The organism is Mesobacillus subterraneus (genome assembly GCF_003937825.1).
Taxonomy (GTDB): Bacteria; Bacillota; Bacilli; order Bacillales; family Cytobacillaceae; genus Mesobacillus; species Mesobacillus subterraneus.
This window is the reverse complement of sequence record NZ_RSFW01000033.1, coordinates 36,195-61,086: the sequence shown is the minus strand read 5'-3', so window position 1 is coordinate 61,086 and position 24,892 is coordinate 36,195. Positions and strand designations below refer to the sequence as shown.

General features: G+C 41.9%; 24 protein-coding genes, 3 tRNA genes and 2 riboswitches. Of the genes, 6 read left to right on the top strand and 21 right to left on the bottom strand.

Features of this window, described 5'->3' with window-relative positions; genetic code table 11:
* Positions 1 to 17: 17 nt before the first annotated feature.
* The 5 genes from EJA10_RS21500 to EJA10_RS21480 form a co-directional block, all read right to left on the bottom strand.
* Complete coding sequence (locus EJA10_RS21500) at positions 18 to 467, bottom strand: dimethylamine monooxygenase subunit DmmA family protein (RefSeq protein WP_125482089.1); 450 nt, start codon at positions 465 to 467, stop codon at positions 18 to 20.
* On the bottom strand, positions 460 to 1,413 hold the full coding sequence (locus EJA10_RS21495) for a heme-dependent oxidative N-demethylase family protein (protein WP_125482088.1): 954 nt from the start codon (positions 1,411 to 1,413) through the stop codon (positions 460 to 462). The genes EJA10_RS21500 and EJA10_RS21495 overlap by 8 nt, the downstream gene beginning before the upstream one ends.
* An 80-nt stretch (positions 1,414 to 1,493) precedes the next feature.
* Positions 1,494 to 2,111, bottom strand: a complete 618-nt coding sequence (locus tag EJA10_RS21490; protein ID WP_125482087.1) for a DUF3298 and DUF4163 domain-containing protein — start codon at positions 2,109 to 2,111, stop codon at positions 1,494 to 1,496.
* A gap of 98 nt (positions 2,112 to 2,209) precedes the next feature.
* Complete coding sequence (locus tag EJA10_RS21485) at positions 2,210 to 2,548, bottom strand: helix-turn-helix domain-containing protein (RefSeq protein ID WP_125482086.1); 339 nt, start codon at positions 2,546 to 2,548, stop codon at positions 2,210 to 2,212.
* Positions 2,545 to 3,234: an ImmA/IrrE family metallo-endopeptidase gene (locus EJA10_RS21480; protein ID WP_170169215.1), complete on the bottom strand. Its 690-nt coding sequence runs from the start codon at positions 3,232 to 3,234 to the stop codon at positions 2,545 to 2,547. The genes EJA10_RS21485 and EJA10_RS21480 overlap by 4 nt, the downstream gene beginning before the upstream one ends.
* Before the next feature lie 596 nt (positions 3,235 to 3,830).
* Positions 3,831 to 3,914, top strand: a riboswitch (cyclic di-GMP riboswitch).
* A 30-nt stretch (positions 3,915 to 3,944) separates the two neighbouring features.
* Here EJA10_RS21480 and EJA10_RS21475 point away from each other — a divergent pair.
* The 4 genes from EJA10_RS21475 (at position 3,945) to EJA10_RS21460 (ending at position 7,904) form a co-directional block, all read left to right on the top strand.
* Positions 3,945 to 4,433: a hypothetical protein gene (locus EJA10_RS21475; protein WP_125482084.1), complete on the top strand. Its 489-nt coding sequence runs from the start codon at positions 3,945 to 3,947 to the stop codon at positions 4,431 to 4,433.
* A 329-nt stretch (positions 4,434 to 4,762) separates the two neighbouring features.
* Entirely contained in the window at positions 4,763 to 5,326 is a 564-nt protein-coding gene (gene ahpC, locus EJA10_RS21470; RefSeq protein ID WP_125482083.1) for an alkyl hydroperoxide reductase subunit C, read from the top strand.
* Between the two features lie 12 nt (positions 5,327 to 5,338).
* The gene (gene ahpF / locus EJA10_RS21465) at positions 5,339 to 6,868 is read left to right on the top strand and encodes an alkyl hydroperoxide reductase subunit F (RefSeq protein ID WP_125482082.1); all 1,530 of its coding nucleotides are present in this window, start codon (positions 5,339 to 5,341) and stop codon (positions 6,866 to 6,868) included.
* A 127-nt stretch (positions 6,869 to 6,995) separates the two neighbouring features.
* Positions 6,996 to 7,904 carry a nuclease-related domain-containing protein gene (locus tag EJA10_RS21460; RefSeq protein ID WP_125482081.1) on the top strand — a complete coding sequence of 303 codons (909 nt, stop codon included), beginning with the start codon at positions 6,996 to 6,998 and terminating at the stop codon, positions 7,902 to 7,904.
* Between the two features lie 443 nt (positions 7,905 to 8,347).
* Here EJA10_RS21460 and EJA10_RS21455 read toward each other — a convergent pair whose 3' ends face one another.
* The 4 genes from EJA10_RS21455 to EJA10_RS21440 form a co-directional block, all read right to left on the bottom strand.
* Positions 8,348 to 9,856, bottom strand: coding sequence for a malate:quinone oxidoreductase (locus EJA10_RS21455; protein WP_125482080.1), 1,509 nt, complete (start codon positions 9,854 to 9,856; stop codon positions 8,348 to 8,350).
* Positions 9,857 to 10,204: 348 nt separating this feature from the next.
* Positions 10,205 to 10,393, bottom strand: coding sequence for a hypothetical protein (locus EJA10_RS21450; protein WP_125482079.1), 189 nt, complete (start codon positions 10,391 to 10,393; stop codon positions 10,205 to 10,207).
* A gap of 92 nt (positions 10,394 to 10,485) precedes the next feature.
* Positions 10,486 to 11,235: a hypothetical protein gene (locus EJA10_RS21445; RefSeq protein WP_125482078.1), complete on the bottom strand. Its 750-nt coding sequence runs from the start codon at positions 11,233 to 11,235 to the stop codon at positions 10,486 to 10,488.
* Positions 11,236 to 11,329: 94 nt separating this feature from the next.
* Positions 11,330 to 12,109, bottom strand: coding sequence for a nitroreductase family protein (locus EJA10_RS21440; RefSeq protein WP_125482077.1), 780 nt, complete (start codon positions 12,107 to 12,109; stop codon positions 11,330 to 11,332).
* 223 nt (positions 12,110 to 12,332) lie between these two features.
* On the opposite strand from EJA10_RS21440, the gene EJA10_RS21435 reads away from it, so the two are divergent.
* Both EJA10_RS21435 and EJA10_RS21430 read left to right on the top strand, forming a co-directional pair.
* Positions 12,333 to 12,944 carry a DUF2238 domain-containing protein gene (locus EJA10_RS21435; RefSeq protein ID WP_125482076.1) on the top strand — a complete coding sequence of 204 codons (612 nt, stop codon included), beginning with the start codon at positions 12,333 to 12,335 and terminating at the stop codon, positions 12,942 to 12,944.
* A 436-nt stretch (positions 12,945 to 13,380) separates the two neighbouring features.
* Positions 13,381 to 13,464, top strand: a riboswitch (cyclic di-GMP riboswitch).
* Between the two features lie 32 nt (positions 13,465 to 13,496).
* Positions 13,497 to 14,135: a hypothetical protein gene (locus EJA10_RS21430; RefSeq protein WP_125482075.1), complete on the top strand. Its 639-nt coding sequence runs from the start codon at positions 13,497 to 13,499 to the stop codon at positions 14,133 to 14,135.
* A 240-nt stretch (positions 14,136 to 14,375) separates the two neighbouring features.
* Here EJA10_RS21430 and rlmH read toward each other — a convergent pair whose 3' ends face one another.
* The 12 genes from rlmH to EJA10_RS21370 all read right to left on the bottom strand — a co-directional run bounded on the left by rlmH (position 14,376) and on the right by EJA10_RS21370 (position 24,580).
* Positions 14,376 to 14,855, bottom strand: a complete 480-nt coding sequence (gene rlmH / locus EJA10_RS21425; protein WP_125482074.1) for a 23S rRNA (pseudouridine(1915)-N(3))-methyltransferase RlmH — start codon at positions 14,853 to 14,855, stop codon at positions 14,376 to 14,378.
* A 100-nt stretch (positions 14,856 to 14,955) separates the two neighbouring features.
* On the bottom strand, positions 14,956 to 15,126 hold the full coding sequence (locus tag EJA10_RS21420; protein WP_425462112.1) for a CxxH/CxxC protein: 171 nt from the start codon (positions 15,124 to 15,126) through the stop codon (positions 14,956 to 14,958).
* A 109-nt stretch (positions 15,127 to 15,235) separates the two neighbouring features.
* Positions 15,236 to 16,468 carry a S1C family serine protease gene (locus EJA10_RS21415; RefSeq protein WP_125482073.1) on the bottom strand — a complete coding sequence of 411 codons (1,233 nt, stop codon included), beginning with the start codon at positions 16,466 to 16,468 and terminating at the stop codon, positions 15,236 to 15,238.
* Between the two features lie 174 nt (positions 16,469 to 16,642).
* The gene (locus EJA10_RS21410) at positions 16,643 to 17,437 is read right to left on the bottom strand and encodes an MBL fold metallo-hydrolase (protein WP_125482072.1); all 795 of its coding nucleotides are present in this window, start codon (positions 17,435 to 17,437) and stop codon (positions 16,643 to 16,645) included.
* Positions 17,438 to 17,443: 6 nt separating this feature from the next.
* Positions 17,444 to 18,238 (bottom strand): two-component system regulatory protein YycI, encoded by a 795-nt coding sequence (locus EJA10_RS21405; RefSeq protein WP_125482071.1) that lies wholly within the window; start codon positions 18,236 to 18,238, stop codon positions 17,444 to 17,446.
* Positions 18,225 to 19,538, bottom strand: coding sequence for a YycH family regulatory protein (locus tag EJA10_RS21400; protein WP_125482070.1), 1,314 nt, complete (start codon positions 19,536 to 19,538; stop codon positions 18,225 to 18,227). The genes EJA10_RS21405 and EJA10_RS21400 overlap by 14 nt, the downstream gene beginning before the upstream one ends.
* Entirely contained in the window at positions 19,535 to 21,367 is a 1,833-nt protein-coding gene (gene walK / locus EJA10_RS21395) for a cell wall metabolism sensor histidine kinase WalK (protein WP_125482069.1), read from the bottom strand. The genes EJA10_RS21400 and walK overlap by 4 nt, the downstream gene beginning before the upstream one ends.
* 7 nt (positions 21,368 to 21,374) lie before the next feature.
* Complete coding sequence (gene yycF / locus EJA10_RS21390) at positions 21,375 to 22,085, bottom strand: response regulator YycF (RefSeq protein ID WP_125482068.1); 711 nt, start codon at positions 22,083 to 22,085, stop codon at positions 21,375 to 21,377.
* Between the two features lie 270 nt (positions 22,086 to 22,355).
* Complete coding sequence (locus EJA10_RS21385; RefSeq protein ID WP_125482067.1) at positions 22,356 to 23,840, bottom strand: M23 family metallopeptidase; 1,485 nt, start codon at positions 23,838 to 23,840, stop codon at positions 22,356 to 22,358.
* A gap of 383 nt (positions 23,841 to 24,223) precedes the next feature.
* Positions 24,224 to 24,296 (bottom strand) — tRNA-Phe (locus tag EJA10_RS21380).
* Positions 24,297 to 24,330: 34 nt separating this feature from the next.
* Positions 24,331 to 24,402, bottom strand: a tRNA-Glu gene (locus tag EJA10_RS21375).
* Positions 24,403 to 24,504: 102 nt separating this feature from the next.
* A tRNA-Lys gene (locus EJA10_RS21370) sits at positions 24,505 to 24,580 on the bottom strand.
* Positions 24,581 to 24,892: the final 312 nt, after the last annotated feature.

The window sequence follows — 24,892 nt, the reverse complement described above, 5'->3', positions numbered from 1 at the left end:
ATGGCTGCCCTCCCGTATTACTTGATTGACACATAGCCCAAATACCCACCCAGGCGGCGCGAGTAATGGGTCGACCCTTCCAGCTGCTGCCCGCAATGAGCGCAGACAATTTCATCCTGGTCATCCCACTCATTCATCCCGTGGCACGTACAGCACACTAGCCTCTTCCTGACAGGTCCAATGATGGCTGTCTGCATTTCATGTTCAGAAAATCCTGCCTCCATTGCTCGGACTTTAACCTTTTCAACGAAATCACCCTTGCCTGATATGTATAAATACGCTCCCATTTTTTGCATGCTGAACCACTGTTGAACAAACGCTTCGTCACACTCTTTTAAAATATGAAACTCAAATGGAACGTTCTCTTTCCTTGCCTGTGCTGCCAGACGATGGCATACCTCCGCTCCCTCTGGGTCAGCGCAGAATAATAATTTCCTTTTACCATGGATAAATGAGAGCTCACTCATGTTTTTTCAGTTCCTCTTCTAAATAGTCCAGGACAGCCCCCCGGTAGAGGGAAATCCCTTTATAGTCAGCAATGAATGGAGGAAGTTCCTTCAAAATGGCATGAAATTGCTTCAGCCATGGGGAATGCTGGACGAATTGTTCAAGCGGCAGCATATGTGTATGGATGGAAAACAAGATCGCATTGCTTTTGGGCAGGCGAAAAAGCCTTTGGTCCTCCACTCGAAAATGAACCAGTTTACCAGCGTTCTCTTTCGTAACTTTTTTCCGTTCCTGGCCCCATTTCGCAAATGTTTCAAGCGATGTATCCAGCCTGCTGCCAGCCATTAGCGACCAGTTCTTCCTGCCCCATGGCGCGCCCGCTTCAATTCTCATTAAAAATTGCAGGATGCGGGCATCAAGAGATTCTTTGTGGAATCCAGGAATGGGGGCATGTATCTCTTTAAAAGACATGCCCGCGTCAAAGTACAGCGACCAGTTGGCAGGAAAACAGAGCTGGCCGGCATCCAGAAACAAATCCCCGTCCCGCTGCATCATCAAGATCAAATCCTCCTGGACATGCCGTCCGATGAAATCCAGAGGCTCCAGACTGAGCGTCGTGTTTTCACCAAAGAGGAATGAAATTTTTTCATCGGTTTGTAGATTCGAGAACTCCCAGTTGTCACCCTGCTTATTTAGCATAAATTGATCTGGGTAATTTTCAGCAAGGTGATGGGCGATTAAGTCGACAATCTCCCATTGAGCATCCAGGGTATGGGGAGATGAATAATAACAGCGTTCAGGGTGCTTTGTAAGCAGCTCTCTTTTCAGTTTAAGTTCACCTATATACGTATCGGTGATCTCCACCGGATGAGGCGGATTTAATGGAATAGCATTATTAGAATACCGATATGAATCGCCATCACCAAAGGGATACGGAAAAGACAGCAGATTACCTGTTGTATTCATGCCTTCACCACTTTTCAGAATTTTTCATTTACTTATTACTATACAGAAAAACAGAAATGAAACAATGGTTTTATCAGCTATTATGCGCTTGCCATTCTCCCCAGGGGCCCATCTTCATCGATGAGTCCCTCTAGTTCATAGACCGATATTGGAAACATTGGAAACCCGTAGGCGTAAGGGGTGAGTTCATACAGTTGGAAGTAGAGGACGAGACTTTTATCGGCGATGTAAAAATCCTGGTCTTCACTGATTCCTTTAAAGTCTTCCAGGAGCGGGATGCTGCGGTTCTTTATTTGGGCTTCTACAATTTCGGAGAGCCTTTTTACATAGTCGCTTCCAGGCTTGAATAAATCCTTCAGCTCATACATCCTTCCGCTTTTCATGTCAAACGTCAGTGATTTTAGATAGGTCATTCCATGGGCGGCCTGGCGATGATACGTATAATTAGATTGAGTCAGGCTGAGGACATCCCTTTGGTTATTCTTGATTTCATAGGATCCCAGCATTTCTTCAACCGTCTCCGGCATATTTCCAACCTGTTGATTGATGAGCTGTTGTGCCTGTAATACAATGTTTTGATTGATTGACTTTTCAATATCTCGATTTGACAATCCAACTACTCGTGGAAAGTAAACTGTCCTTTTAGGTCCGCCGCTGACTTTTAGCGTCTTGATGGCAACAGGGAAAGTGACCGGCATGCTCACACATCCTTTATGATTTTTCTAGCCATTGTATTCATAATTGGAGAATGTGAGCCTAAAAAAACGGCTGATCCACATGCGGATCAGCCGTTTCCTTATTTCAACAGTTTTGAAAAAATATCTTTTAAGGATTTCCCTTTTTTATAATAAATCTCATCCCGGACCTTTTCATTGATGGCCTGCCACAGCATAATTTCCACATCGGTAAGAGGCTCTGAATCCTCCTTCTTCAGGAAGGCAGCAAAATAGTCCAGGGGAACCCCATAGAACCTTGCAATATCCGCCATGATTTCAAAAGAAACCGACTTTCTGGCTCCTTTTTCAAGCATGCTCAAGTACTGCAGCGTAATGCCTGTGCCATTAGCCACATCCTCAAGCCGCAGGCCCCTTTCCTTTCTCAACCTTCTTAATTCCTGTCCTAATGGCGTGGTCATAGCAACTCTCCCTTTTTCTTATATGAAATAATATAGTACCAGCTGACAATCGCCTCACATAATGTGATGATCATTTCCACGAAAACATCCGGCAATTTTAGAAAACGATTCGTTTGATGATGGAGCAATTCATGGACAATCGTCTGCAGCTGCTCTGGATAATCCAGTTTCTCATCTATGAAAATCAATTTTTTATCATGATGGTATATTCCTTTTATAGAATCCAAATCCATAAAATATACTTGAACGCCAAATCTTTTTTGGATCCTGTCAGTCAATGATTGAATGTGCAGATGGTTGACACCCATGAACTTCCTGTGCATGAAGCCAATAAATGTATAATAAGAAAGGAACAAGATGAGAATCAAATTTACATCCAGATGGTCATAGAACGCAAGGATCGGAAAAATGATCAACACTTCAAATGTCATTGGCCCAAACCTTTCGATGAACATCTTGCTGGTCACAGCCCCTGTTTCAAGCCACACAAAGACGTATTTCAACATCATACTCAGGAACACCATCAAAATCAAGGTGAGATAACGTGCCCCGTAAGTCTTATCCGTATAACCATTATAAAATTCATTACAGGCAATGATAATGATGATATACATCGCCAACAATGCAATTGTTGATTTCAGGCTCCCTCTTTTCTTTGAAAAAATAGCAAACAAGCTATCTACCAAAAGATAAATGAACCCATAAACAACAGAAAATCGGTCAAAAATTATCAACGATAACATCACATGAAAAAACGAGTACCGAAACCCAGAAAATACCTTGAGGTTGATCCTGTCGAAAATCACCATGATACATAGAAAGAAGATCACATTCCATTCCAGTTCATGCGGGATATTAATGTGTAAATATACTAAAAACAATGCAGGAAGAAGGAAAAACAAATAAAAGGCTTTTTGACTGAAATTCTTAATGATGCAACCTCCCCATCCACATTCTGTATATTCTAACTATACTTTATTACAGAGCGTTCCGAGAAGGATATTTTTTGTTTTAGACAATTTTTTCAGACCGATGCGGAAATTTGTCTACTAAAAACAGTTTATTTCCACTAATGTTTAATATACAATTTTCATAGGAGAATATATCATTCTCTTTTAGTTCCTCCTGATTTTTTTGGTACTAACCGCTGTTAGTACTATTTTTTTATGACTTAAGACCGAGAAAATTGTCGATTAAAAATACTACTATTTAACTATTGTTTAATATAAAATAAACCTATAACGATGGTAACATTTAGTGGCCACTATGATCATCCATCGTGAATGCAATGGGAAGCGTTGAAGTACAGTCTTTATCTGGACACTTGGACTGTATGGAGCTACTAGTGTAACCGGCCCTCTTAGGAATACATAAAAACTAAGAGGAGAGATGAAAAATGAAAAAAGTATTAGCAGGATTAGCAGCAGGAGCACTGGCAATGGGGATTTTTGCAAGTACGTCGTTTGCGGCCGTAACAGTAGATGAGTCAGGTAATGGATTTGTAGGTAAAGGTGATGTACAGCAGGCTTTGGGGTGGAACAATGCTCAGTTGCAGAAAAACGCTGAAAGTTTGTTATTTACTTATGAAACTGTAACAGCCTATGAGGTTACTGTCGAATGGATTACTGGTGAAGGAACTAAAGGAGAGAAAAAACACATCGTAGAACATAAACACACCGCAAACCTTTCAGCAACTGTTGACTATAATGCAAGAAAATCCAATCAATTTACAGGTTTTTATTTAAATGGCCATAAAGATGCGTTCGAAGGTAAACAACCTGCCGTTGGTGACGAATACCCTGGCAAATCAGGCCATATAGTTACAAGTGTTGAGCTAGTCTCCAGCACAAGCACTTTATATGTAAATGGTGTAGCATTACAATAACCTTTCCAGCCATGAACTTTATGTTCATGGTTTTTTTATGTAAAATTCCTGTACCATATTTTAAGGTCATTTATATTAATAAACCCCTCTATTATACGAAATTTTTCTGCTTATTATTGGCATTTTATTTAAGATACGGTCCATAATAGATATAGCCTGTGTTATTAAACATCTTTTATAAATCAATCATATCGCTTGACAAAATAATCACTGCTATATGATAATTATTACCGAATTAGAATTATTCTAGTTAATTGAATAGTTGACTGAATAGAATCAGTTAAACTATCTCATAAATAATTCAACCAAATTTAAGGAGGAACTTAATCATGGCATTAATCGGCACTCAAGTTTTACCATTCACAGCAAACGCATTCCACAACGGAGAGTTCATCACTGTTTCTGAAGAAAACCTAAAAGGCAAGTGGAGCGTAGTTGTATTCTACCCTGCTGACTTCACATTCGTTTGCCCAACTGAGCTTGAAGACATGCAAAACGAATATGCAACATTAAAAGAAATGGGAGCAGAAGTTTACTCTGTTTCTACTGATACTCACTTCACTCACAAAGCTTGGCATGACCACTCAGAAGCTATCAGCAAAATCGAGTACATCATGATCGGCGATCCTTCACAGAAGATTTCTCGCAACTTCGATGTATTGAACGAAGAAGATGGACTTGCTGAGCGCGGTACTTTCATCATCGATCCAGACGGCGTTATCCAGACTGTTGAAATCAATGCAGGCGGAATCGGCCGTGACGCTAGCCAAGTTGTTAGCAAGCTTAAAGCAGCACAATATGTACGCAACAACCCAGGCGAAGTTTGCCCTGCAAAATGGCAAGAAGGTTCTGCAACTCTTAAGCCAAGCCTTGACCTTGTAGGAAAAATCTAAGGAGTCCTTCCCATGTTATTAGATGCAGAAATTAAAGCACAATTAGCCCAATATCTTCAATTGATGGAGGGCGATGTGCTGCTTAAAGTAAGTGCTGGATCAGATGAAGTATCACGAGACATGCTTTCTTTAGTAGATGAGCTGGCGACCATGTCTTCTCACATTAAAGTTGAGCATGCCGAACTGGAAAGAACACCTAGCTTCAGCGTCAATCGTATTGGCGAAGACACTGGCTTGACTTTCGCAGGTATTCCTTTAGGACATGAGTTCACTTCATTGGTGCTTGCTTTGCTGCAGGTTAGCGGCAGAGCCCCTAAAGTTGACCAGAAAGTCATCGATCAGGTGAAGGCAATTAAAGGTGAGTATCGTTTCGAATCTTATATCAGCCTAAGCTGCCACAACTGCCCAGATGTTGTACAGGCATTGAACCTGATGAGCATCCTGAATCCTGGCATTTCACATACCATGATTGACGGCGCAGCTTTTAAGGATGAAGTAGAAAGCAAAGAAATCATGGCTGTTCCAACGGTTTTCCTTAACGGGGAATCCTTCGGCAGCGGCCGTATGTCTCTAGAAGAAATCCTTGCGAAGATGGGCTCTGGCCCGGACGCAGCAGAATTCAGCGATAAAGATCCATATGATGTTCTTGTCGTCGGTGGCGGACCGGCTGGTGCTAGTGCGGCCATTTATGCGGCTCGTAAAGGCATCCGCACAGGTATCGTTGCAGAACGCTTCGGCGGACAAGTCATGGACACTCTCGGCATCGAGAACTTCATCAGTGTCAAGCACACGGAAGGTCCAAAGCTTGTCGCAAGCCTTGAAGAACATGTTAAAGAATATGGCATCGATATCATGAACCTGCAGCGTGCGAAGCGCTTGGAAAAGAAAGACATGGTTGAGCTTGAACTTGAAAATGGTGCTGTTCTTAAGAGTAAGACAGTCATCATCTCTACTGGTGCCCGCTGGCGCAATGTTGGCGTGCCTGGTGAAGCTGAGTTCAAGAACAAAGGTGTGGCTTACTGCCCTCACTGTGACGGTCCATTGTTCGAAGGCAAGGATGTTGCTGTCATCGGCGGCGGAAACTCCGGCGTAGAAGCAGCCATCGACCTTGCAGGAATCGTCAACCATGTAACAGTGATCGAGTTCAATCCAGAGCTAAAAGCAGACAAAGTCCTTCAAGACCGTCTGCACAGCCTGTCTAACGTGACTGTCGTCATGAACGCGCAAACAAAAGAAATCACCGGTACTGATAAAGTAAACGGAATTACTTATGTGGACCGTGACAGCGGCGAAGAACATCACGTAGAATTGCAGGGTGTATTCGTTCAGATCGGACTTGTACCAAACACTGACTGGTTAGGCGACACACTAGAGCGTACACGCTTTGGTGAAATTGTAGTGAACAACCACGGTGCTACAGACCTTCCAGGCGTATTCGCCGCGGGAGACTGCACAAACAGCCCGTACAAACAAATCATCATTTCCATGGGATCAGGTGCAACCGCCGCATTAGGCGCATTTGATTATCTGATTCGGAATTAATGCAGAACCGCTTTACCGCCTCTTGGGTGGTAGAGCGGTTTTTTTATATACGGAAAAAGTTAACAAAACATTCACAATATTCGTTTGGCTAATGAATTAGAATTAGCTTATAGAAAGGATGTGGAGTATGCTTTTAAAAGAACGTACGGAACCCCATGATTTAGTCGTTTTGCGATACTTGAATAATCGAATGGAGTTGTCTGCTAAGGATCAGTTCCAACTCTCGACCTTGGAAAAAGGATATGCGGGAGAAGTTATGTTCGACCAGAAGACAGAACATCTCTCGGAAGAAAGATATATCATCGACGACCTTCTTCTTCAGGTGAACAACTCTTTTTTCCAACTGGATAAAGTGATCATTGCCAGGGATGCCATTCATCTCATTGATGTAAAAAACTTTGTAGGAGATTTTTATCTTGATGGGGACAAGTTATATGCAGTTAAAAATGGCCGCGAGTACAAAAACCCAATCACCCAGTTGACACGAAGCGCCACCCTCTTTCGCCAGCTGCTCCAAAACCTCAAGTTGAACCACATCGTCCACGCCACGACCATCTTCATCAACCCTGAATTCACCCTCTACCAGGCCCCAATGGACCAACCAATTATCCTACCCACACAAACCAATCGTTACATCAAAGAGTTACAAAACACGCCATCCAAATTGGAACATAGTCACCAGATACTCGCCCAAAAGCTGCTATCACTGCATCAGGTCAAAAACCCATTTTCGAATTTGCCTGATTACGATTATGAACAGTTGGAGAAAGGGATCTATTGCAAGAATTGTTATTCATTTAATACCTATGTACAGAAATTCGACCTAGTTTGTGGTAAGTGCGGTACGCATGAAAAAATTGGAGATGCTGTGCTCAGGACTACAGAGGAATTCAAATTGCTTTTCCCAGAATATAGGATAACTTCTGCGAATATATACAAGTGGGCAAATTCAACCTTCAGTAATAAAACAATCTCCAGGGTTCTACAGAAAAATTTTGCAGCGATAGGAAAGAATAGACATACTTATTATGAATAGTATATCAGCAGGTCCTGTCCGTTTGAGGCATTCTCTCGGACAGCTTTCTTCCTAAATCCTTGCAACCTGTCCGATTGGAGCGCGCTCTCGGACAACTTTTCTTCTTAATCCTTGCAAGCTGTCCGATTGGAGCTTGCTCTCGGACAACTTTTCTTCTTAATCCTTGCAACCTGTCCGATTGGAACGCGCTCTCGGACAACTTTTCTTCTAATTCCTTGAAACCTGTCCGATTGGAGCGCGCTCTCGGACAACTTTCCTTCTAATTCCTTGAAACCTGTCCGATTGGAGCTTGCTCTCGGACAACTTTCCTCATGTATCCTGACAAACCTGTCCGGTTGAGGTAATTGCGAGATTTTCTTGTTCGTAAACATCACTACTGTTCTAGTGATTATACGCAAAACAAAAAACCCCCAATCCAATCAGGATCGAAGGTTCAAGAACAATTAGTTATTTAAGCTGTACACCGGTTGTTTATCGCTCAACCCAAGTGTCGCAGCGGTTGATTCATGGATTTCATGGAACAGCTCTGGATGATCAACCAATGACACTCCGTAAGACGGTATCATTTCCTTGATCTTGGATTGCCATGTAAACATTTGTTCCGGGAAGCATCTTTCCAGTACTTCGAGCATGACGTGGACGGCTGTTGACGCGCCTGGTGATGCGCCGAGCAATGCTGCTACGGAGCCGTCAGAGGCACTGACCACTTCTGTGCCGAATTGCAGCGTTCCCTTCCCTGATTCCGTATCTTTGATTACCTGTACACGCTGGCCAGCAACAACGACATTCCACTCGTCACTCTTTGCGTTCGGAATGAATTCACGCAGCTCTTCCATGCGCTTTTCATGGGATAGCATGACTTGCTCAATCAGGTATTTCGTCAACGCCATTTCCTTCGCACCTGCAGCAAGCATAGTCAGGACATTATTTGGTTTAACTGACCCAACCAAATCAAGGTTCGAACCAGTTTTCAGGAACTTAGGCGAGAATCCGGCAAAAGGTCCAAACAGCAAGGATTTCTTGTTATCGATATACCTTGTATCCAAATGCGGAACAGACATCGGAGGAGCGCCGACTTTAGCTTTACCGTAGACTTTCGCATGATGCTGCTCAACCACTTCTTGATTGTTGCAGACCAGGAAGAGTCCGCTGACCGGGAAGCCTCCAATGCGTTTTGACTCTGGAATGCCTGTTTTCTGCAGTAAAGGCAAACTTCCGCCGCCGCCGCCAATGAAGATGAATTTCGCAAAGTGAGATTCGGTTTTACCGCTATCCAGGTTCTTCACCTTGACTTCCCATGTGCCATCGCTGGCACGTTTGATATCTTTCACACTATGCTTATAGTTAATCTCGACATTTTGCTTCTGTAAATGGTCGAGTAACATTTCAGTTAAAGCACCAAAATTAACATCCGTCCCGGAATCAATCTTAGTTGCTGCAATCGGTTCAGTCGAGGTCCGGCCATCCATCACTAGCGGCAGCCATTCCTTCAACTTTTCAGGATCCTCGGTGTATTCCATTCCCTGGAACAAAGAAATACCTGAAAGCGCTTTAAATCGATTTTTCAAAAACGTAACATTCTTTTCCCCTTCTACCAAACTCATATGCGGGATTGGCATGATGAACTCATGCGGGTTACGAATCAGGTTGCTTTTTACAAGATAAGACCAAAATTGTCTTGAAATCTGGAATTGCTCATTTACTTTTATGGCCTTGCTGATATCGATGGATCCATCGGATTTTTCGGGTGTATAGTTAAGTTCGCAAAGCGCAGCATGGCCTGTCCCAGCATTATTCCATACGTTAGAGCTCTCTTCCGCTGGAGTTGCGAGTTTCTCAAAAACTTTGATTTCCCATTCCGGTGCAAGCTCTTTCAGTAATGATCCCAACGTTGCGCTCATGACTCCGGCACCAATTAAGATAACGTCTGTTACTTTCTGTACGTTGCTCATTATACCCTTCCTTGTCCCCTTTATTTGAGTAGGCGCTCCCGCATCGATCTCACCTGGGAACACACCTTTTCCGCCCTTGTTCAAACCATAACATAATCTATTATAATGACTTATACATTAAAATATCTAGTATTTACAGATAATTATAAACTATTTTTCCACTGTAAAAAAGTGAGAAGTCCTCCCATAGAAATCTGTAAAGGACCGCAAGGATTAATATTATCAGCAAGACATGGTTAAAAGATCTACCCGCCCTGCTTTAATCTACTTTCACCAAGGCTCGCTGCATTCCATATTAATTAACGTTTCTTATAAAAACAAACCTGTCATGCGCAGGTTTGAAAATAATCATTGCGGAGGATTCCCCTCACTCCCGCCACTGCTTGGCGGTGTGTAATAGGAATACCTGGCTAACTCGGACTCTGCTCCATGTTTCTGGTGAGGTTCATCAGGAGGGGACATCCCTTTTCTTTTTTCGAGATACAACGCTACAACAATCAAAAGGATTAATGGTGAACCAATCAATAACCAAATCAATTCCATCACCTCAAACTGACTATAACGGAATTGGATTAAACTGTAAACATGAATTTCGAATCAAATAATCCTTTAAACTTTTATTCATTAAATTACTTAATCCCGTGATTTTTTGCTAAATACTCATCAAATTCTTTCCATGTCAACACTGTATACGGAGGTTCCATATCTGAGTGAATCCTTACCTCTTCGGCGACGAATTTTATTCTCCTGGTTGGATCATCTCTTTTTCCTGCCGGGAAAATAGCCAACTTATTAATCCTTTCTTCAAAGGGCTCTTTTCTTAATTCCAAATTATTGATATGTTCCTTCATTGGAATTTCTCTTCCGACCCAATCACACATTTCAAAAAGTGGATATCTGTCACCAGTCCATTGTTCAATAATCCCTATAACTTTAAAAAGAAGATAATCCCCCGATATTAATTGATAGCTTATCGCATCTCCGGCTTTTAAGAATGTATCAGCTACAAACCTTGCTGGCACCTTTTTAGCAGGCGGCTGCGGAGAATTTAATTGGTCTTTTAGTTTAAGAAGAACAGCTTCACGCTTCTTCCTTAATTTTGGATCATCTGCCCACCGTTTAAGATCCGTGCCATCTTCAATGATTTGTATGGCCTTATTCTTCACATCTTCTTGCTGTCTGCCTAATTTCCATTGAATCAAGGCAAATGATAGCCAAAAAACAGTGATTTCATCCTCATCCAACTCACTGGTGTACTCTTCAATGATCATTTTACTGGCTTGTTCATTCGTATAATTAGCACCCAATAAATCCTTGTATCTAAAGCTAACCTCTTCCGCTAGATCATCAGATAATATAGCTACTCCCCAAGTACCCATTTTCCTTCTCCTTATAGGGCTGTTAATTAACTGTCTATAACAATACGCTAACTTAAAAAACGGCTAACAATGAAGCCGTCTTTGAGTAAAAACATCACTTGTTATTCATAAAATTCTGCCTCTCCAAGTATTTCAGCACTGTTTGAGAAAACTCGAGGTGAGATTCCTTGGTATACTTGGCGATCGTGTAAATTTGGGCAAGGTTTTTTAAACCTAACTGCTCTGTCATTTCCTTTAGTCTTGGATTGTCCATGTAGCGATTCCATCCATTAATATTTCTTTCTTTGTAGATTTCGAGAATGTCTTCATCAGCATAATCATTATACTGCTCGTAGTGGACAAGTCCATGCTTTGGCAAGCGGTCACGCGGAGCAGGGTTCTCTGCTGGGTACCCTAATGAATAACCAACAACTGGTACAACGTTTGACGGAAGATTTAGCAGTTCGCCAATTTGATCACAATTTGCCAGTGTTGAGCCCATATAACAAATGCCCAGACCAGCATTCTCTGCCGCTAAAGCGCAGTTTTGCGCTGCCAATGTGGCATCAATTGCTCCGATCATAAAGCTCATGAAATTATCAAAATGTACAGGTGCTTCATTGACGGAAAGCCATTTTCTCATTCTATTAAAATCTGCGCAAAATGTTAAAAGAATAGGAGCATCTATAACCATCGATTGCTCCATATGTGCGCTGTATAACTTTTTCTTAAGTTCTTTGTCTTTTGTAACGATAATTGAATACGTTTGCATATTGCCGCTAGAAGAAGCACGAATGCCCGCATCCAATATTTGATCCAGCAGCTCTTGACTTACTTCCCAGTCTTCATATTCCCTTATTGATCTATGACCATGTATTACATCGTTAAATTCCATAACCGTCACCCCTAATAAAAACTATAACACTTATAATGAATTTTCTGAATAATACACTTCAATATATTATCCCAAACTGAAAATGTCTCAGCCTTCTACTTTGCCACTTGTGGTACGCTTCACCGTAATTTACCTTTTACAATTTCAAACTTATCTTTGTTCTATAATATATAAATGTTTAGCAAATACTATATTCATCTTGTTTTCTGATGGAGTGATTTGAATGTCACATAAAAAAATACATTTTTTCTTTTTATTTGTTATAATACTTTTTCTTATTTGGTCCCTGATTAAACCTGAAGAAGGTTATATGGTTTTGTTGGTGGAGGTTTTACCTTCAGTTTTAGTTTTGATATTTTTAGTCTCAACATACAATAAGTTTCGCCTTACCACTGTTTCCTATGTCATCATTACTCTTCTTGTCATTCTAACGTTTATAGGAGGACATTATTCTTATTCCAAAGTTCCTCTCTTTTCATGGGTGAAAGATTATTTTGATTTACAAAGAAACCACTATGATCGGTTCGGTCATTTCCTTAAGGGGTCTATTGTGATAGTTATAATCGAGATATTATTAAGGAAAACAGTATTATCGAAAAGTAAGACCACAAATTTTATTGCTCTATGTATAACACTAGCAATCGGGGCTTTCTACGAAATCATTGAATGGGCAAGTATAAAAATTTGGAAAGAAGGGAAAGTCACAGAAGATTTTTTAGGTATGCAAGGAGATATATGGGACGCCCAGTGGGATATGGCTCTTTTACTATTAGGTTCCATTCTTTCGCTTTTTTTCACAAAGATTCTTTATAAAGCATTAGAAAAATCTGGATAATAAGCAGATATCTTTTTAAAAGAACTTAATTACAAAATTTAAAAACCAGGATAGATGACAAATTACCACGTTATTATTCATAACTCGGTAATTTGGCTCATAATTATTTTCATACATCTAAAACCTCATTTACCTATAATGATTCCCCGTTATATGCAAAAATCAGTTTTATCCTTCTGATTATTCGCCTGGCAATCATTTTTTTCATCAATCATGATTCCTTTCTTCCAAACCTTTTTTTATATTGCCGTTTTATCAAATTTTGTCGATAGGTATTTATTCCTATTAAACTTCAGTTTATTATATAATAGGTCTAAGGAACGATTTTTAATAATTTAGTGGCCACTTTCCTATTGAACAATCGTTACCAGTGAGTGGATTGGTTGGTAGTGATCCTTATCATTCAAGTATATTTAATGGTTTAAGAAATGACTGAAGTAATCAGGGAAGCATTGAAGTATGGCCTTAATCTGGACACTTGGGCTATATGGAGCTACTAGTGTAACCGGCCCTCTTAATTAAAAAATTTTTATTTAAGAGGAGAAATGAAAAATGAAAAGAGCAAAAAAAGTATCTGTAACAGCATTAAGTTTAGTATTATCAATTAGTTTTGCATCTGGAGCAATGGCGAGCAATGGGAAAGCCAAAGGCTTAGAAAATGCTCCCGGACAAAGTGAAAACTTTTCAAAAGGTATCACCACTGAAGTTCTTGTTACTAAAAATGTGACTGAAGAGGTGCGAGTTGATGTAGAGACTTCTACTAATTCTACTACTGAACCTAAATCTTCTTCCTTAGTAAAAATTGTTGAAGAGTCTGTAACTACAGTTGAAAAACACCCTACTAAGAATGAGTATAGAGATGTAATCACTATCACTATTAAAGAAGTAACGACTACTTCAACTTGGGATGAAACTACAACTTTAACAACAACAACAACAACTGAGACACCAGTTACTATTACGGAAACGATTGAGACCACTATTCAACATCGTGGCGCTCCAGGTAGCAATGGTAAACTATTACTTAGTGATAGTGTTGTTATTGGTAAAGATGAAGTTAAAGGGGACCCGCTGGTTAGCGAAACTTCTGAAACAACTGTTACTGAAGGAGAAGTTACTTCTCAGACAACTTCTAAAGTGATTGACACAAAAGTAGAACGCAGTGGCTGGAAGATCGGACATAATAACTAGTTAAAGAAAGTTTAGCATAAAAAACGCCTCTAATTATCTTTTCGATAATTGAGGCGATTTTTTATATCTAAACTTTAGGTATTAACTAAGCTACTTAAAAATACCGTTTTACTGATTAACCGTAACGCCCTATACACTTACTACAATAGAATTAACCTCACTAGTCTGTTCAAAGAAGTCATATAGAACCTATTTTATCAGGGTATGTATATGGATTTTTTCTCCTGACATCAAATTTTTCTACTTATGGTACGGTTCTCCCCGATTAATCCTGAACGCCCGGTAAATCTGCTCGACCAGGATCAATCGCATCATCTGGTGCGGGAATGTCATTTTAGAAAAAGAGAGCTGTTCGTCAGATCTTTTCAAGACTTCGTCGCTCAGACCCAGTGATCCGCCGATGACGAAGGCGATTTTGCTTTTTCCATAGGTTGCAAGTTTGTCCATGCCTTCAGCGAGTTCTTCTGATGATTTCAGCTTTCCGTTGATGGCGAGGGCGATGACATGGGTGTCTGGGCCGATCTTAGCAAGGATGCGCTCTCCTTCTTTTTGCTTGACCTGGACCATTTCCGTTTCGCTTAATTCTTCTGGTGCTTTTTCGTCCGGGACTTCAATTACATCTATTTTTGCGTAGCTTCCCAGGCGTTTCAAGTACTCCTCAATCCCCTGTTTTAGATACTTTTCTTTTAATTTGCCAACCGTTACGATTGAGATATTCACAGTCATCCCCACTTTACAAACAGATTACAAACAGTTTACAAACAAGCTATCCACAATAGTTATCCACATATTCACATCGATATCCACATTTAGTATGCGATCATTCGTTCGCCACAATATATACAGCAGGTTGTCCACAGTATCCACAGACAAACTCCGACTTATCAACAGAATCAAGTTTCGTTAACTGGGGTGCGACCTCGAACTCATCCACCGCTTCATCCAGCGCCAATTCTACATGTTCACTGCAGCAATACTTCATAACTTTCATCCCTTCAGCATCTTTTATATACTTTTAGTTTTGCCAAAATCCGTTTTTACATTATCCACAGGAACCATTTTAACATAAAAAAACAGGAAGCTTTCGCCTCCTGCTGTGACTATAAGGATTCTCCGCCTAATCTAATAGTTGTTTCTTCCAACTGGCCGTTTCGATAATACTTCACTTGCATGTCATCGCCAACCTTCTTTTTATTGTAAAGATGCTTACGTAAGTCAACGACATCCCTGATTTCTTCTCCATCCATCTCAACAATGACATCATACTCTCTCAAACCAGCTTCAGCAGAAGGTGAGTTCGGCTGGACTGCTCTGATTGCGACCCCATAGTTGATTTCCTTAGGCAGTTTCAACGTGTTTTGCTGGTGATGGGATGAAATTTCATGTACAGAAGCTAATTCCACACCCATGAATGGCCGCTTCACATCTCCCGTTTTTTCAAGGTCATCAATAATCGGTGCAGCATAATTGATTGGAATTGATAATCCGATCCCTTCGACAGCACTCTGGGCAATTTTCATCGAGTTGATGCCAATCACCTGGCCCTCAATATTAATTAGGGCACCTCCGCTGTTTCCCGGATTGATGGCCGCATCTGTCTGCAGGACTTCTGCCTGCCAGTCTGGCGTGCCATCCTGGTTTATATCAACAGGAATTGCGCGCTCCAATCCTGAAATGATTCCCTGGGTCACAGAACCTGAAAAAGTAAGGCCAAGCGGGTTTCCAATCGCAATGACCGGTTCACCGGGCTTCAGCTTGTCAGAGTTGCCAAATTCCGCAACGACCTTGATCTCGTCCGCCGGTACTTCCAATACAGCAAGATCCGTCCAGATATCGCTGCCTAAAAGCTTCGCAGGAATTTTTGTGCCATCACTGAGGCTGACCTCCAGGCCTGAAGCATCTGCGACAACATGGTGGTTCGTTACGATATATGCCTTTCCGCCTTCCTTCTTATAAACGACTCCAGAGCCTGTTCCCCCTGACTCCTGTGTCTGGCCCCAAAAACCGGTGCTTTCCTGGATATTGATAATCCCGACAACAGCATCGCCCGCTTTATCAACCGCTTCCGTTATTTGTGTATACACATCAAGTGATACATTTTTCCTTGTTGTATTCTCTTCTTCAGAATCAGCTGGCTCTTCATCGGTCACAGCTGTTTGATTATTTGGTTCAATTTTATATGGCAGCACATCAAATTTGGATAATACGGGGATCGAGAAGACCACCAATAAAGCCCCAATGAGCGCGCCTGCCATACTGGCCAGGAAAAAACCGCCTTTCCTGTTGTTCTGCGGTTTATACCGGCTTTGATAATCTTGATCATAGTAACCCAATGTCCACCAATCCCTTCATTGAACAATAGATGCTATTTATCACTCTTATATGGAGTATTATACTACCTGTTTTGCTAATTTCTAAAATATAAGCCCTTTTACACGACGAAAAAAGGAGCAAAAGCAGCCTGGTCGGTTGCTTTTACTCCTATTCCCTAAAACAATGGCCGTAATCTAAATGGCTGTCAATGCAGTCGGAGACTTCGGATCGGTGTCGATCAGTTCGAGCTGTTCTCCTGCCCTGATTCCCCTGCTTTCAAGTGTTTGGGCAACCGACATTCTTGCAAGGTCCTTCATATTGTTATCAAGGCTTAAATGGGCAAGATAAATTCGTTTCGTGTTGTCTCCTGCCACTTCACTCATTGCCACGGCTGCATCTTCATTTGAAACATGGCCGTAATCGCTCAGGATCCGGCGTTTGACGCTCCACGGGTACCGCCCCATCCTCAGCATCTGGACATCGTGGTTGCTTTCAAACACGTACGCATCAGCATTGGAGATGATTCCTTTCATCCTGTCGCTGACATAGCCTGTGTCTGTAATCAGCACCAATTTCTTGCCATCTTTATGGAAGACATAAAACATTGGTTCAGCTGCGTCGTGAGAGACACCGAATGACTCGATATCCAGTCCGCCAAAGGTTTTCACCGTTTCCATATCAAAGGTGAACTTCTGGTCGAGCGGAACTTCCCCAATCAAGCCGTCCATTGCCTTCCATGTTTTTTCATTCGCATAGATTGGCAGTTTGTACTTCCGGGCAACGATTCCTATGCCTTTTATATGATCGCTGTGTTCATGCGTCACTAATATTCCAGAGAGGTCTTTCATTTCGCGGCCAATTTGCTTGAATAAACCCTCCATTTGCTTGCCGCTCAATCCGGCATCCACTAAGAAGGATTGGCCCTCCGTCTCCACATAGATCGCATTTCCCGTACTCCCGCTGGCGAGAACACTAAAATGCAAACTCATATCTCTTCACTCCGTCACTTTATTTTCTCCGTCTGTCAACGGGATGACCCGCCCTTCGAATGCGTGAACAAAAAGGTTTTCCTTGCCGTTGACTTCAATCCTCCACGTTGGTGTCACCACATGGGATGCTGTCAGCGAGACGAGCGTCGAATATCCCAGTTTGACATCGGTGATATTGCTCTTTGGCTTCAGCAAGCCTTTTTTATAAAGAGTTTCCATTGCCCTTAATGGCGTGATCGTCTCTTCTTCATCCGAAAGCTCATCGATGATTTCCAAATACGTCTGCTTATACGAAGACACTTCATTGTTTTCGTTAAAATAGAAGGTTAATTTGGCATTGCTGTTATAATAAAAGGTTTTATTATCATGTTCCTGATAATACGTTATGGTCCCGGCCTCATCGTTCTTGCTCCAGAACTTGTATTGTTCACCAGCGTAAATATTTCCTTTTATAAAAGTGGAAAGCTCTGCTGGCTGGAATTTGCTCGACAGCTTGAACGGCTTTTCCAAATTAGCCTCAATCGATGTACCATCACCAAGGCTGACAGACTGCCCTTTGATTTGCTCGAGTTCTTCAGTCGTAAATACCTTCGTCCTGACACTCAGATAATGCTCTTTTTCTTTGGCCTCCGGCAGGTCATTATACCGGATGTCATCATTCTTGAGCCTTTCTTCCAGTGTTGCTTCCTTGACGACTTCATACTGGGCAGCATCCCTTGTATTCATGAACTGGTACACAAGGTAAACGTCCAGGACAAGGAAGGTCAGAATGAAGATCGTTTTGATTCTACTCCAATCCATTCTTCAATTCCTCCTCCCATATCAGCTGCCGCCATTCACGATCATACAGGTAAAACCAGCCTGGCTCCAGGAGGATCAGCGAATTTTCCGGACCCTGGGTCATATAATATCCAGGCATGATATTCTGCAGCAGTTCAGGCTTGAAATCCTTCTTCTGCTGAAGTTGCTCAAGTGCCTTGTAGCCAGAAGGCAATGTCTTTGTAATCACATCCGGATTCAATGGAAGTTCGAGATGGAAACCAGGACGAATATACCGGCTGATTTCCGATTGTCGCCATTGCTGATAAATCTCGGACATACCAGACTGGTTGAATACAGGATATCCTTCCTTGCTGTAAAGCCGGAACAGGACATTCTGGTTAAAATCATCCTTGTAAACATAGCGATATGCCTCTGTCCATCCCCCATGGCCGTTAACGAACTCAATGCTCCGCTGAAGGACATTGGTGGTGCCGATGACCGAGTCACGGTCCCGGACAGGGTTCACGTAAGAGATCATGTTCGTCCGTGTATCCACAGTCATTTTGCTGGCGTCATCGGTAAACTCCTCAATCCCGTCCGCAAAGCTCCGCTGCACAAAGCTCGGGTCCTTGAACAATGCTTCCTTGAACTTATCGGAATCAAGCGGGTTCTGGTAGTACGTGTACTTCACCATTTCCACATCTTCAGAAGGAAGGTACATTCGCCTAATGTCAGAAGCAACGTGCAAGAAATATGGTGTAAGTCTTCCAGCTGATTTATAAAACTTATTGGTAAATTCATTGATATAAGAGGGACTCACATTGCTTTCATAAACTTCCTGGTTTTTTTGCGAGTAAAAATAAACCACGCCTTCTTGTTTTTGCTGGGTTTCCGTGTTGATGATCATCCGGTCAAAATCAAACTTTGGCATATCTCTCTCATCAATATTAAGCACCCGTTGATAAAGCTCAATCGGCACTTCGTCAGGGAAAATGATTTCCGTATTCCCGCCCGCTGCGACCTTCTCACTGAAATCAGAAACCCTACCCGGATACTTTTTCACATCGAAGTACTTCCACTTCGAAATATTCGCCACAACATCATCGATATACCCATTGCTTACGGTTCCATATTGCTTACCGCCAAGATGGTAAATAATCTGGTGTGGTTTGACAACCTTCTTGATTTCCCGCTGGGTCGCAATGTTGACCATGTCGATGGTTTTCTGATTGCCGACATTTTCATAGTCCGGCTGATATGTCCAAATATTCCACGTTAAGAATCCGCTAAGGACAGCTAGAAATGTTAAAATGACAGTTTTAATATTTTCATATGTCATGACCAATCATCCTCTGCACTACGGTCATATAGGAGGGTGAAACGGATGGTCGTCCCTTTGCCCTCAACGCTTTCTGCCCAAATCCTTCCCCCATGGGCATGGACCATTTCCTTCGCGATCGCCAGTCCCAGACCGGTACCGCCCAGTTTGCGTGTCCTGGCTTTGTCCACACGGTAGAAACGGTCAAAGATTTTATCCAAGTTATCTTTTGGAATGCCAACGCCTTCATCAGAAATACTGATCTCAACCTTGTCATCCATTTCCTTGACCCGGAACGTAATGGTCCCTCCCTCAGGAGAATACTTCATAGCATTCGAGATAATATTATCCAGAACCTGGGTGATCTTATCTTCATCAATCTCCACGAAAATAGCATCCTCAGGAATGTCCCTAATAAACATGACGTTCTGGTTCTTGGTCATCTCGAAACGGTCTATGATTCGATTGAAGAAGATAGGAAAGTCAACCCATTCTTTGGACAAACGGTAGTCGACACTATCCATCTTTGAAAGCTGAAGTAAATCGTTGACGAGACGGATCATCCGCTCCGTTTCTCCCCTTGTTGTTTCAAGGAAGTTCGGAGCAATCTCCTCATCTCTCCATGCCCCATCTGCCAACGCTTCAAGATAGCTGCGCATCGTCGTCAAAGGTGTTCGCAACTCGTGGGACACATTCGCCACAAATTCGCGGCGTTCCAGGTCGATTTTTTCCTGCTCCGTAATATCATAAAGAACCGCAATCAACCCGTTCACGAACCCGCTTTCCTTTTGAATGACCGAGAAGTTTGCGCGCAAAATGAACGGCTTGCTTTTCGTACTGTAATCCAGGACGATCGATTCTTGTTCCTGAAGAAGATCTTCAAAGGTATAGTTTTCATCCAGTCCAAGCACTGAAACGAGAGGCTGTGAAAGGATTGTTTCACGTGAAACACCCAGCATCTGTTCAGCCGGTTCATTGATTAGGATAATGCGCCCCTTCCGGTCGGTAGAGATGACCCCATCCGTCATATAGGAAATGACAGAGCTTAGCTTTCGCTTCTCACCTTCAGTAGTCGCCTGGGCTTCCTGCAGCTTCTTTGTCAGGTTATTGAAGGTGATCGCCAGCTGGCCAATCTCATCATATCCATATACCTTAACTTTCCGTGAAAAGTTCCCGCGGGTCATCGCCAGTGCCTGTTTACGCATATCTGAAATCGGCCTTGTGATCGTCTGTGCCAGGAGCACACCTAGAATAGCAGTAAAAATAAGCGCAATGGCCGTACCGGTTGCGAGGATTTTATTGATGTCTTCCATCTGATCAAAAATATCCTCTATTTTTGCAACAATATAGACTGCACCGATGGCTTCACTATTGTGCATGATCGGGGTTGACAGCACCCATAGCCTATTTCCTGTCTTATCATCTAACTGGATGATGTCTTCATCTTCCTCAAAGACAATGGAACGCTTGATTCTTAGATCCGAGGTCCTCTGGCCAACAATTCCCTGGTTGCTGGAACTCGAGGTTCCAAGAAATTTGAAACTACCTCCATCGATCACCCTGATCTCTGAAATATCAGAGGACTTGGATTTATAATCTCTTAGTATCTGCCTGATTGCCTCTTCTTTGGTCGGATCCTCTTTTCCCCGCTCCTTGATCAGTTCCTCCTGAATATCGAATACCAGAAGGTCCACTCGGGATTTTACAGAATCCTGGAAATTAGTCATCAACGTCGTTTCGAGTTTGCGTACGAAATAGACGCCGATGATTTGCATCGCGACTAAAATCAGCAGGACATAGATAATGACAAATTTAAGGTGTATAGAGCGAAAAAAACCTACTTTTTTCATTCAATCGTTACTCCTGCTCAGAGTTCCTTAAATAGTAGCCTACTCCTCGTCTTGTCACGATCCAGGTCGGATGGCTCGGGTTATCTTCGATCTTTTCACGGAGACGTCTCACCGTAACATCCACTGTACGGACATCACCGTAATAATCATATCCCCATACCGTTTGCAGCAAATGCTCCCTGGTCATGACTTGTCCAATATGCTTCGCAAGATAGTGAAGCAGCTCGAATTCACGATGTGTCAGTTCAATCGTTTCTCCTCTTTTTGAAACGACATACGCATCCGGATGGATTGTCAGTGAGCCAACCGTGATTTCATTGGACTCCTCTTCCTCATCCGCTTTCACAGCGCTTTGCTGGTGGCGGCGAAGATTCGCTTTCACCCTCGCAATCAATTCTCTCGTACTGAATGGCTTGGTGACATAATCATCAGCACCCAGTTCAAGACCGAGGACCTTATCAATCTCTGAGTCTTTGGCAGTCAGCATGATGATCGGCATTTCATATTTTTTGCGGACCTCACGGCATACCTCCATGCCATCACGCATTGGCAGCATGATATCGAGCAATATCAAATCAGGCTGCACTTCCTCGACCATCTCAATGGCCTGGTTACCATCATAAGCACAGTACACATCATAGCCTTCTTTTTTCAAGTTGAACTGTAGAATATCTGCAATTGGCTTTTCATCGTCAACAACCAAAATCTTTTTCTCCATACCAATTCTCCTTTTATAAGCCAGAATATAGATCGTATATAAATGATTCTTTTTCTTTTTAAAAATGTTATCTTATCTATTTTACTTTAAATCAGGGAAAAACTGAATTTATCTGTTGAATCCCTCCTATTTCTTCTCTTCCCAATTGTACCAATCCTGCCCAGAACAATAAAATATGAGGATTTTGTCTTTAAATTAAGATCCTCCGATTGAGTACTTGCTGCGAATAAAAAAAGTCTCTAGCTGATCTAGAGACTTTTTTACATTTAATTAGCGACGGCTTAATTTGGACATTGGATCAATCACTTTACCATTTTGGTACACTTCAAAATGAAGATGGATACCGGTAGAGTTTCCTGTCCTGCCCATTACGCCGATTTTCGATCCGCTCGATACTGTCTGCCCGGAAGATACCGTAATCGATGCTAGATGAGCATACATCGTTTGATAGCCATTACGGTGGTCGAGGATGACTTTATTTCCGTAACCATCACCCTTGTTGCCAGCGTAAACAACAACTCCGTTATCTGCTGCTTTAATCGTGTAATCACTTGGTCTTGCGATATCGATTCCTTTATGCATCCTGTTCCAGCGGTATCCTTGCTGGCTGGATACATAACCGCCATTTGTGGGCCATACAAACGTGCCATCACCGCGTGAAGGGACCACTTTTGTTCCTTTTATTGTAATATCTGTTACAGGTTCCTCTAAGACAACCTTGTTTATAACTTCCTTTTTTGTCACTTTCCCATTTTGTTCAGAGATTGAAAACGTGACTCCATTCATTCCTGCTTTGCCTTCTTGCTTTTTCTTTGTATCGCCCTTGAACATGGAAGAATCTTCAACGACTTCTCTTTCGAATGGAACTTCTTCCTGAGCATATACCTGACGATTAACAATGATCTCAACAAAAGGCTTAAGAACCGTTACGTTAATTTCCTGGCCTGGCTTTAGAACAGAGTCTTCCTTCAGACCTTCGTTCAAAGTTAGCAATTGAGTCAGCTTCAAATCATGTGAGTTCGCAATGTTGCCTAACACATCGCCTTCTTTGACCTGGTATTTCTTCTCCTCTAATGTACCTTTTTTAAGGAGCTGGACTGCTTCCTCAACTGTAAGGATTTTTTGAGGCTCTACTTTTTCTTCAATTTGTGAAACTTCTTCTGTGAAGCTAACGTCTAATAGACGAGTTTCATTTTCTTTCACTTCGGGTAATGTTAGATTAGGAGATTTCTTTTGATTCTCCACTTCAGCCAATTCTTCTTCAGTGATGTATTCAAGCATTAAAGTCTTAAGGACTTCCTTGGCAGCTTCTTCATCTTTCAGATAAGCCACTGGCTTTCCGCCTATGACAAGGGCAGAAGCTTCAGCCTGAACAGTCATCTCATCCTTAAGAATATTCAAAACTTCGTTAGTGTTCGCATTGACAGCTGAGCTGAACACCTGCTCAGGAACAAACGAGACATCCAAACCAAGCTCGACATCGAGATCCTTGTATTCCTTTTGGACAGATGCAAGCTTATCTTCTACAAGCTTCTCTACTTCCGTTTTATCGGCAACCGTACCTACGAATTTATCATTTACATAAACATAAAAAACAGTCGTTAACTTAGAATCCTCAGCAAATGCTGTATTTCCTGCACCGAAAGACAACGCAGCCACAGTAACTGCAGCCATAATTGACTTTTTGATTGCTGGCTTCATCTCTCTAGATGTTTTGCCGGCAAGAACGGATAGCTTATGTTTTAAATTATTCATCCTGATCCTCCTACAACGGTCAAACACTATTAGTCTAGTACATTATAACTATTTTCTGATAATTGTACCTTTCTACTTTACCATAAAATGTATCAATAAGAAGACTAGTCTTCATTATGTAACAAAAATGTATAATAGCTGACATTTTATTACGATTTTTGTCAGATAGATGGTAAATAACCTCGGAATATTTTCCTATTTCCTCTCCAAAAATAATTCAAAAACCTAGGAATATCAGGGTATTCTCATACTTTCAGCCGAATTTCCGTGAACATTCCTGCTATTTCTCACACAAACCTGTTAATAATAGGAAGATTACCAGTTATGTTACAGTGGTGTTACAAAAAAAAGGAGCATGTCATATGACACGCTCCCTTTTTTAATGGCTCAGGACGGAATCGAACCGCCGACACAAGGATTTTCAGTCCTTTGCTCTACCGACTGAGCTACTGAGCCGTAATAAAATAATTACGGTGTATGTAAGTAAAAGTGACCCCTACGGGATTCGAACCCGTGTTACCGCCGTGAAAGGGCGGTGTCTTAACCGCTTGACCAAGGGGCCGTATTTTCTAAACTTTGCTTTCACTTTCACGAGGCTAAAGAAAGTTCTTTTTGCTACCGTGAAAAATTCAGGACAATTCTTTTCGCTACCGCGAAAAAATTTTGGTGAGCCATGAAGGACTCGAACCTTCGACCCTCTGATTAAAAGTCAGATGCTCTACCGACTGAGCTAATGGCTCGAAATACAATATGATACCCTAAATGGGTTCTATTTGGATCCTGTGCTCAAAAAACCTTCGGTCTTTCTCGCAGGTTGCCGCTGAAGCAGATTCGATGAGGATAGCAACCCTCTACCGACTGAGCTAATGGCTCGTATCTTATCAGTTTTTGTCGAATCGGTGACAACGTTGTTTATATTACCATAGCATTTTACTGTTTGTATATGTTTTTTTGAATTTTTTTTTGCTTTTTTTCTTTTATACGGTATTTTTTAAAATTTCGGTGCTTGGAAATGGATCATCTTTAAAAATCGGTTCATTCCGCGAACTGAA

Excerpts from the sequence above, each read along its gene's own strand:
- EJA10_RS21485 (WP_125482086.1), bottom strand. The coding sequence starts at position 2,548 with ATGACCACGCCATTAGGACAGGAATTAAGAAGGTTGAGAAAGGAAAGG.
- EJA10_RS21445 (WP_125482078.1), bottom strand. The coding sequence starts at position 11,235 with ATGGGTACTTGGGGAGTAGCTATATTATCTGATGATCTAGCGGAAGAG.
- EJA10_RS21405 (WP_125482071.1), bottom strand. The coding sequence starts at position 18,238 with ATGGATTGGAGTAGAATCAAAACGATCTTCATTCTGACCTTCCTTGTC.
- EJA10_RS21385 (WP_125482067.1), bottom strand. The coding sequence starts at position 23,840 with ATGAATAATTTAAAACATAAGCTATCCGTTCTTGCCGGCAAAACATCT.
- yycF (WP_125482068.1), bottom strand. The coding sequence starts at position 22,085 with ATGGAGAAAAAGATTTTGGTTGTTGACGATGAAAAGCCAATTGCAGAT.
- EJA10_RS21400 (WP_125482070.1), bottom strand. The coding sequence starts at position 19,538 with ATGACATATGAAAATATTAAAACTGTCATTTTAACATTTCTAGCTGTC.
- EJA10_RS21440 (WP_125482077.1), bottom strand. The coding sequence starts at position 12,109 with ATGGAATTTAACGATGTAATACATGGTCATAGATCAATAAGGGAATAT.
- EJA10_RS21455 (WP_125482080.1), bottom strand. The coding sequence starts at position 9,856 with ATGAGCAACGTACAGAAAGTAACAGACGTTATCTTAATTGGTGCCGGA.
- ahpC (WP_125482083.1), top strand. The coding sequence starts at position 4,763 with ATGGCATTAATCGGCACTCAAGTTTTACCATTCACAGCAAACGCATTC.
- EJA10_RS21490 (WP_125482087.1), bottom strand. The coding sequence starts at position 2,111 with ATGCCGGTCACTTTCCCTGTTGCCATCAAGACGCTAAAAGTCAGCGGC.
- EJA10_RS21475 (WP_125482084.1), top strand. The coding sequence starts at position 3,945 with ATGAAAAAAGTATTAGCAGGATTAGCAGCAGGAGCACTGGCAATGGGG.
- ahpF (WP_125482082.1), top strand. The coding sequence starts at position 5,339 with ATGTTATTAGATGCAGAAATTAAAGCACAATTAGCCCAATATCTTCAA.
- EJA10_RS21495 (WP_125482088.1), bottom strand. The coding sequence starts at position 1,413 with ATGAATACAACAGGTAATCTGCTGTCTTTTCCGTATCCCTTTGGTGAT.
- EJA10_RS21435 (WP_125482076.1), top strand. The coding sequence starts at position 12,333 with ATGTCACATAAAAAAATACATTTTTTCTTTTTATTTGTTATAATACTT.
- EJA10_RS21500 (WP_125482089.1), bottom strand. The coding sequence starts at position 467 with ATGAGTGAGCTCTCATTTATCCATGGTAAAAGGAAATTATTATTCTGC.
- walK (WP_125482069.1), bottom strand. The coding sequence starts at position 21,367 with ATGAAAAAAGTAGGTTTTTTTCGCTCTATACACCTTAAATTTGTCATT.
- EJA10_RS21430 (WP_125482075.1), top strand. The coding sequence starts at position 13,497 with ATGAAAAGAGCAAAAAAAGTATCTGTAACAGCATTAAGTTTAGTATTA.
- EJA10_RS21460 (WP_125482081.1), top strand. The coding sequence starts at position 6,996 with ATGCTTTTAAAAGAACGTACGGAACCCCATGATTTAGTCGTTTTGCGA.
- EJA10_RS21420 (WP_425462112.1), bottom strand. The coding sequence starts at position 15,126 with ATGAAAGTTATGAAGTATTGCTGCAGTGAACATGTAGAATTGGCGCTG.
- EJA10_RS21410 (WP_125482072.1), bottom strand. The coding sequence starts at position 17,437 with ATGAGTTTGCATTTTAGTGTTCTCGCCAGCGGGAGTACGGGAAATGCG.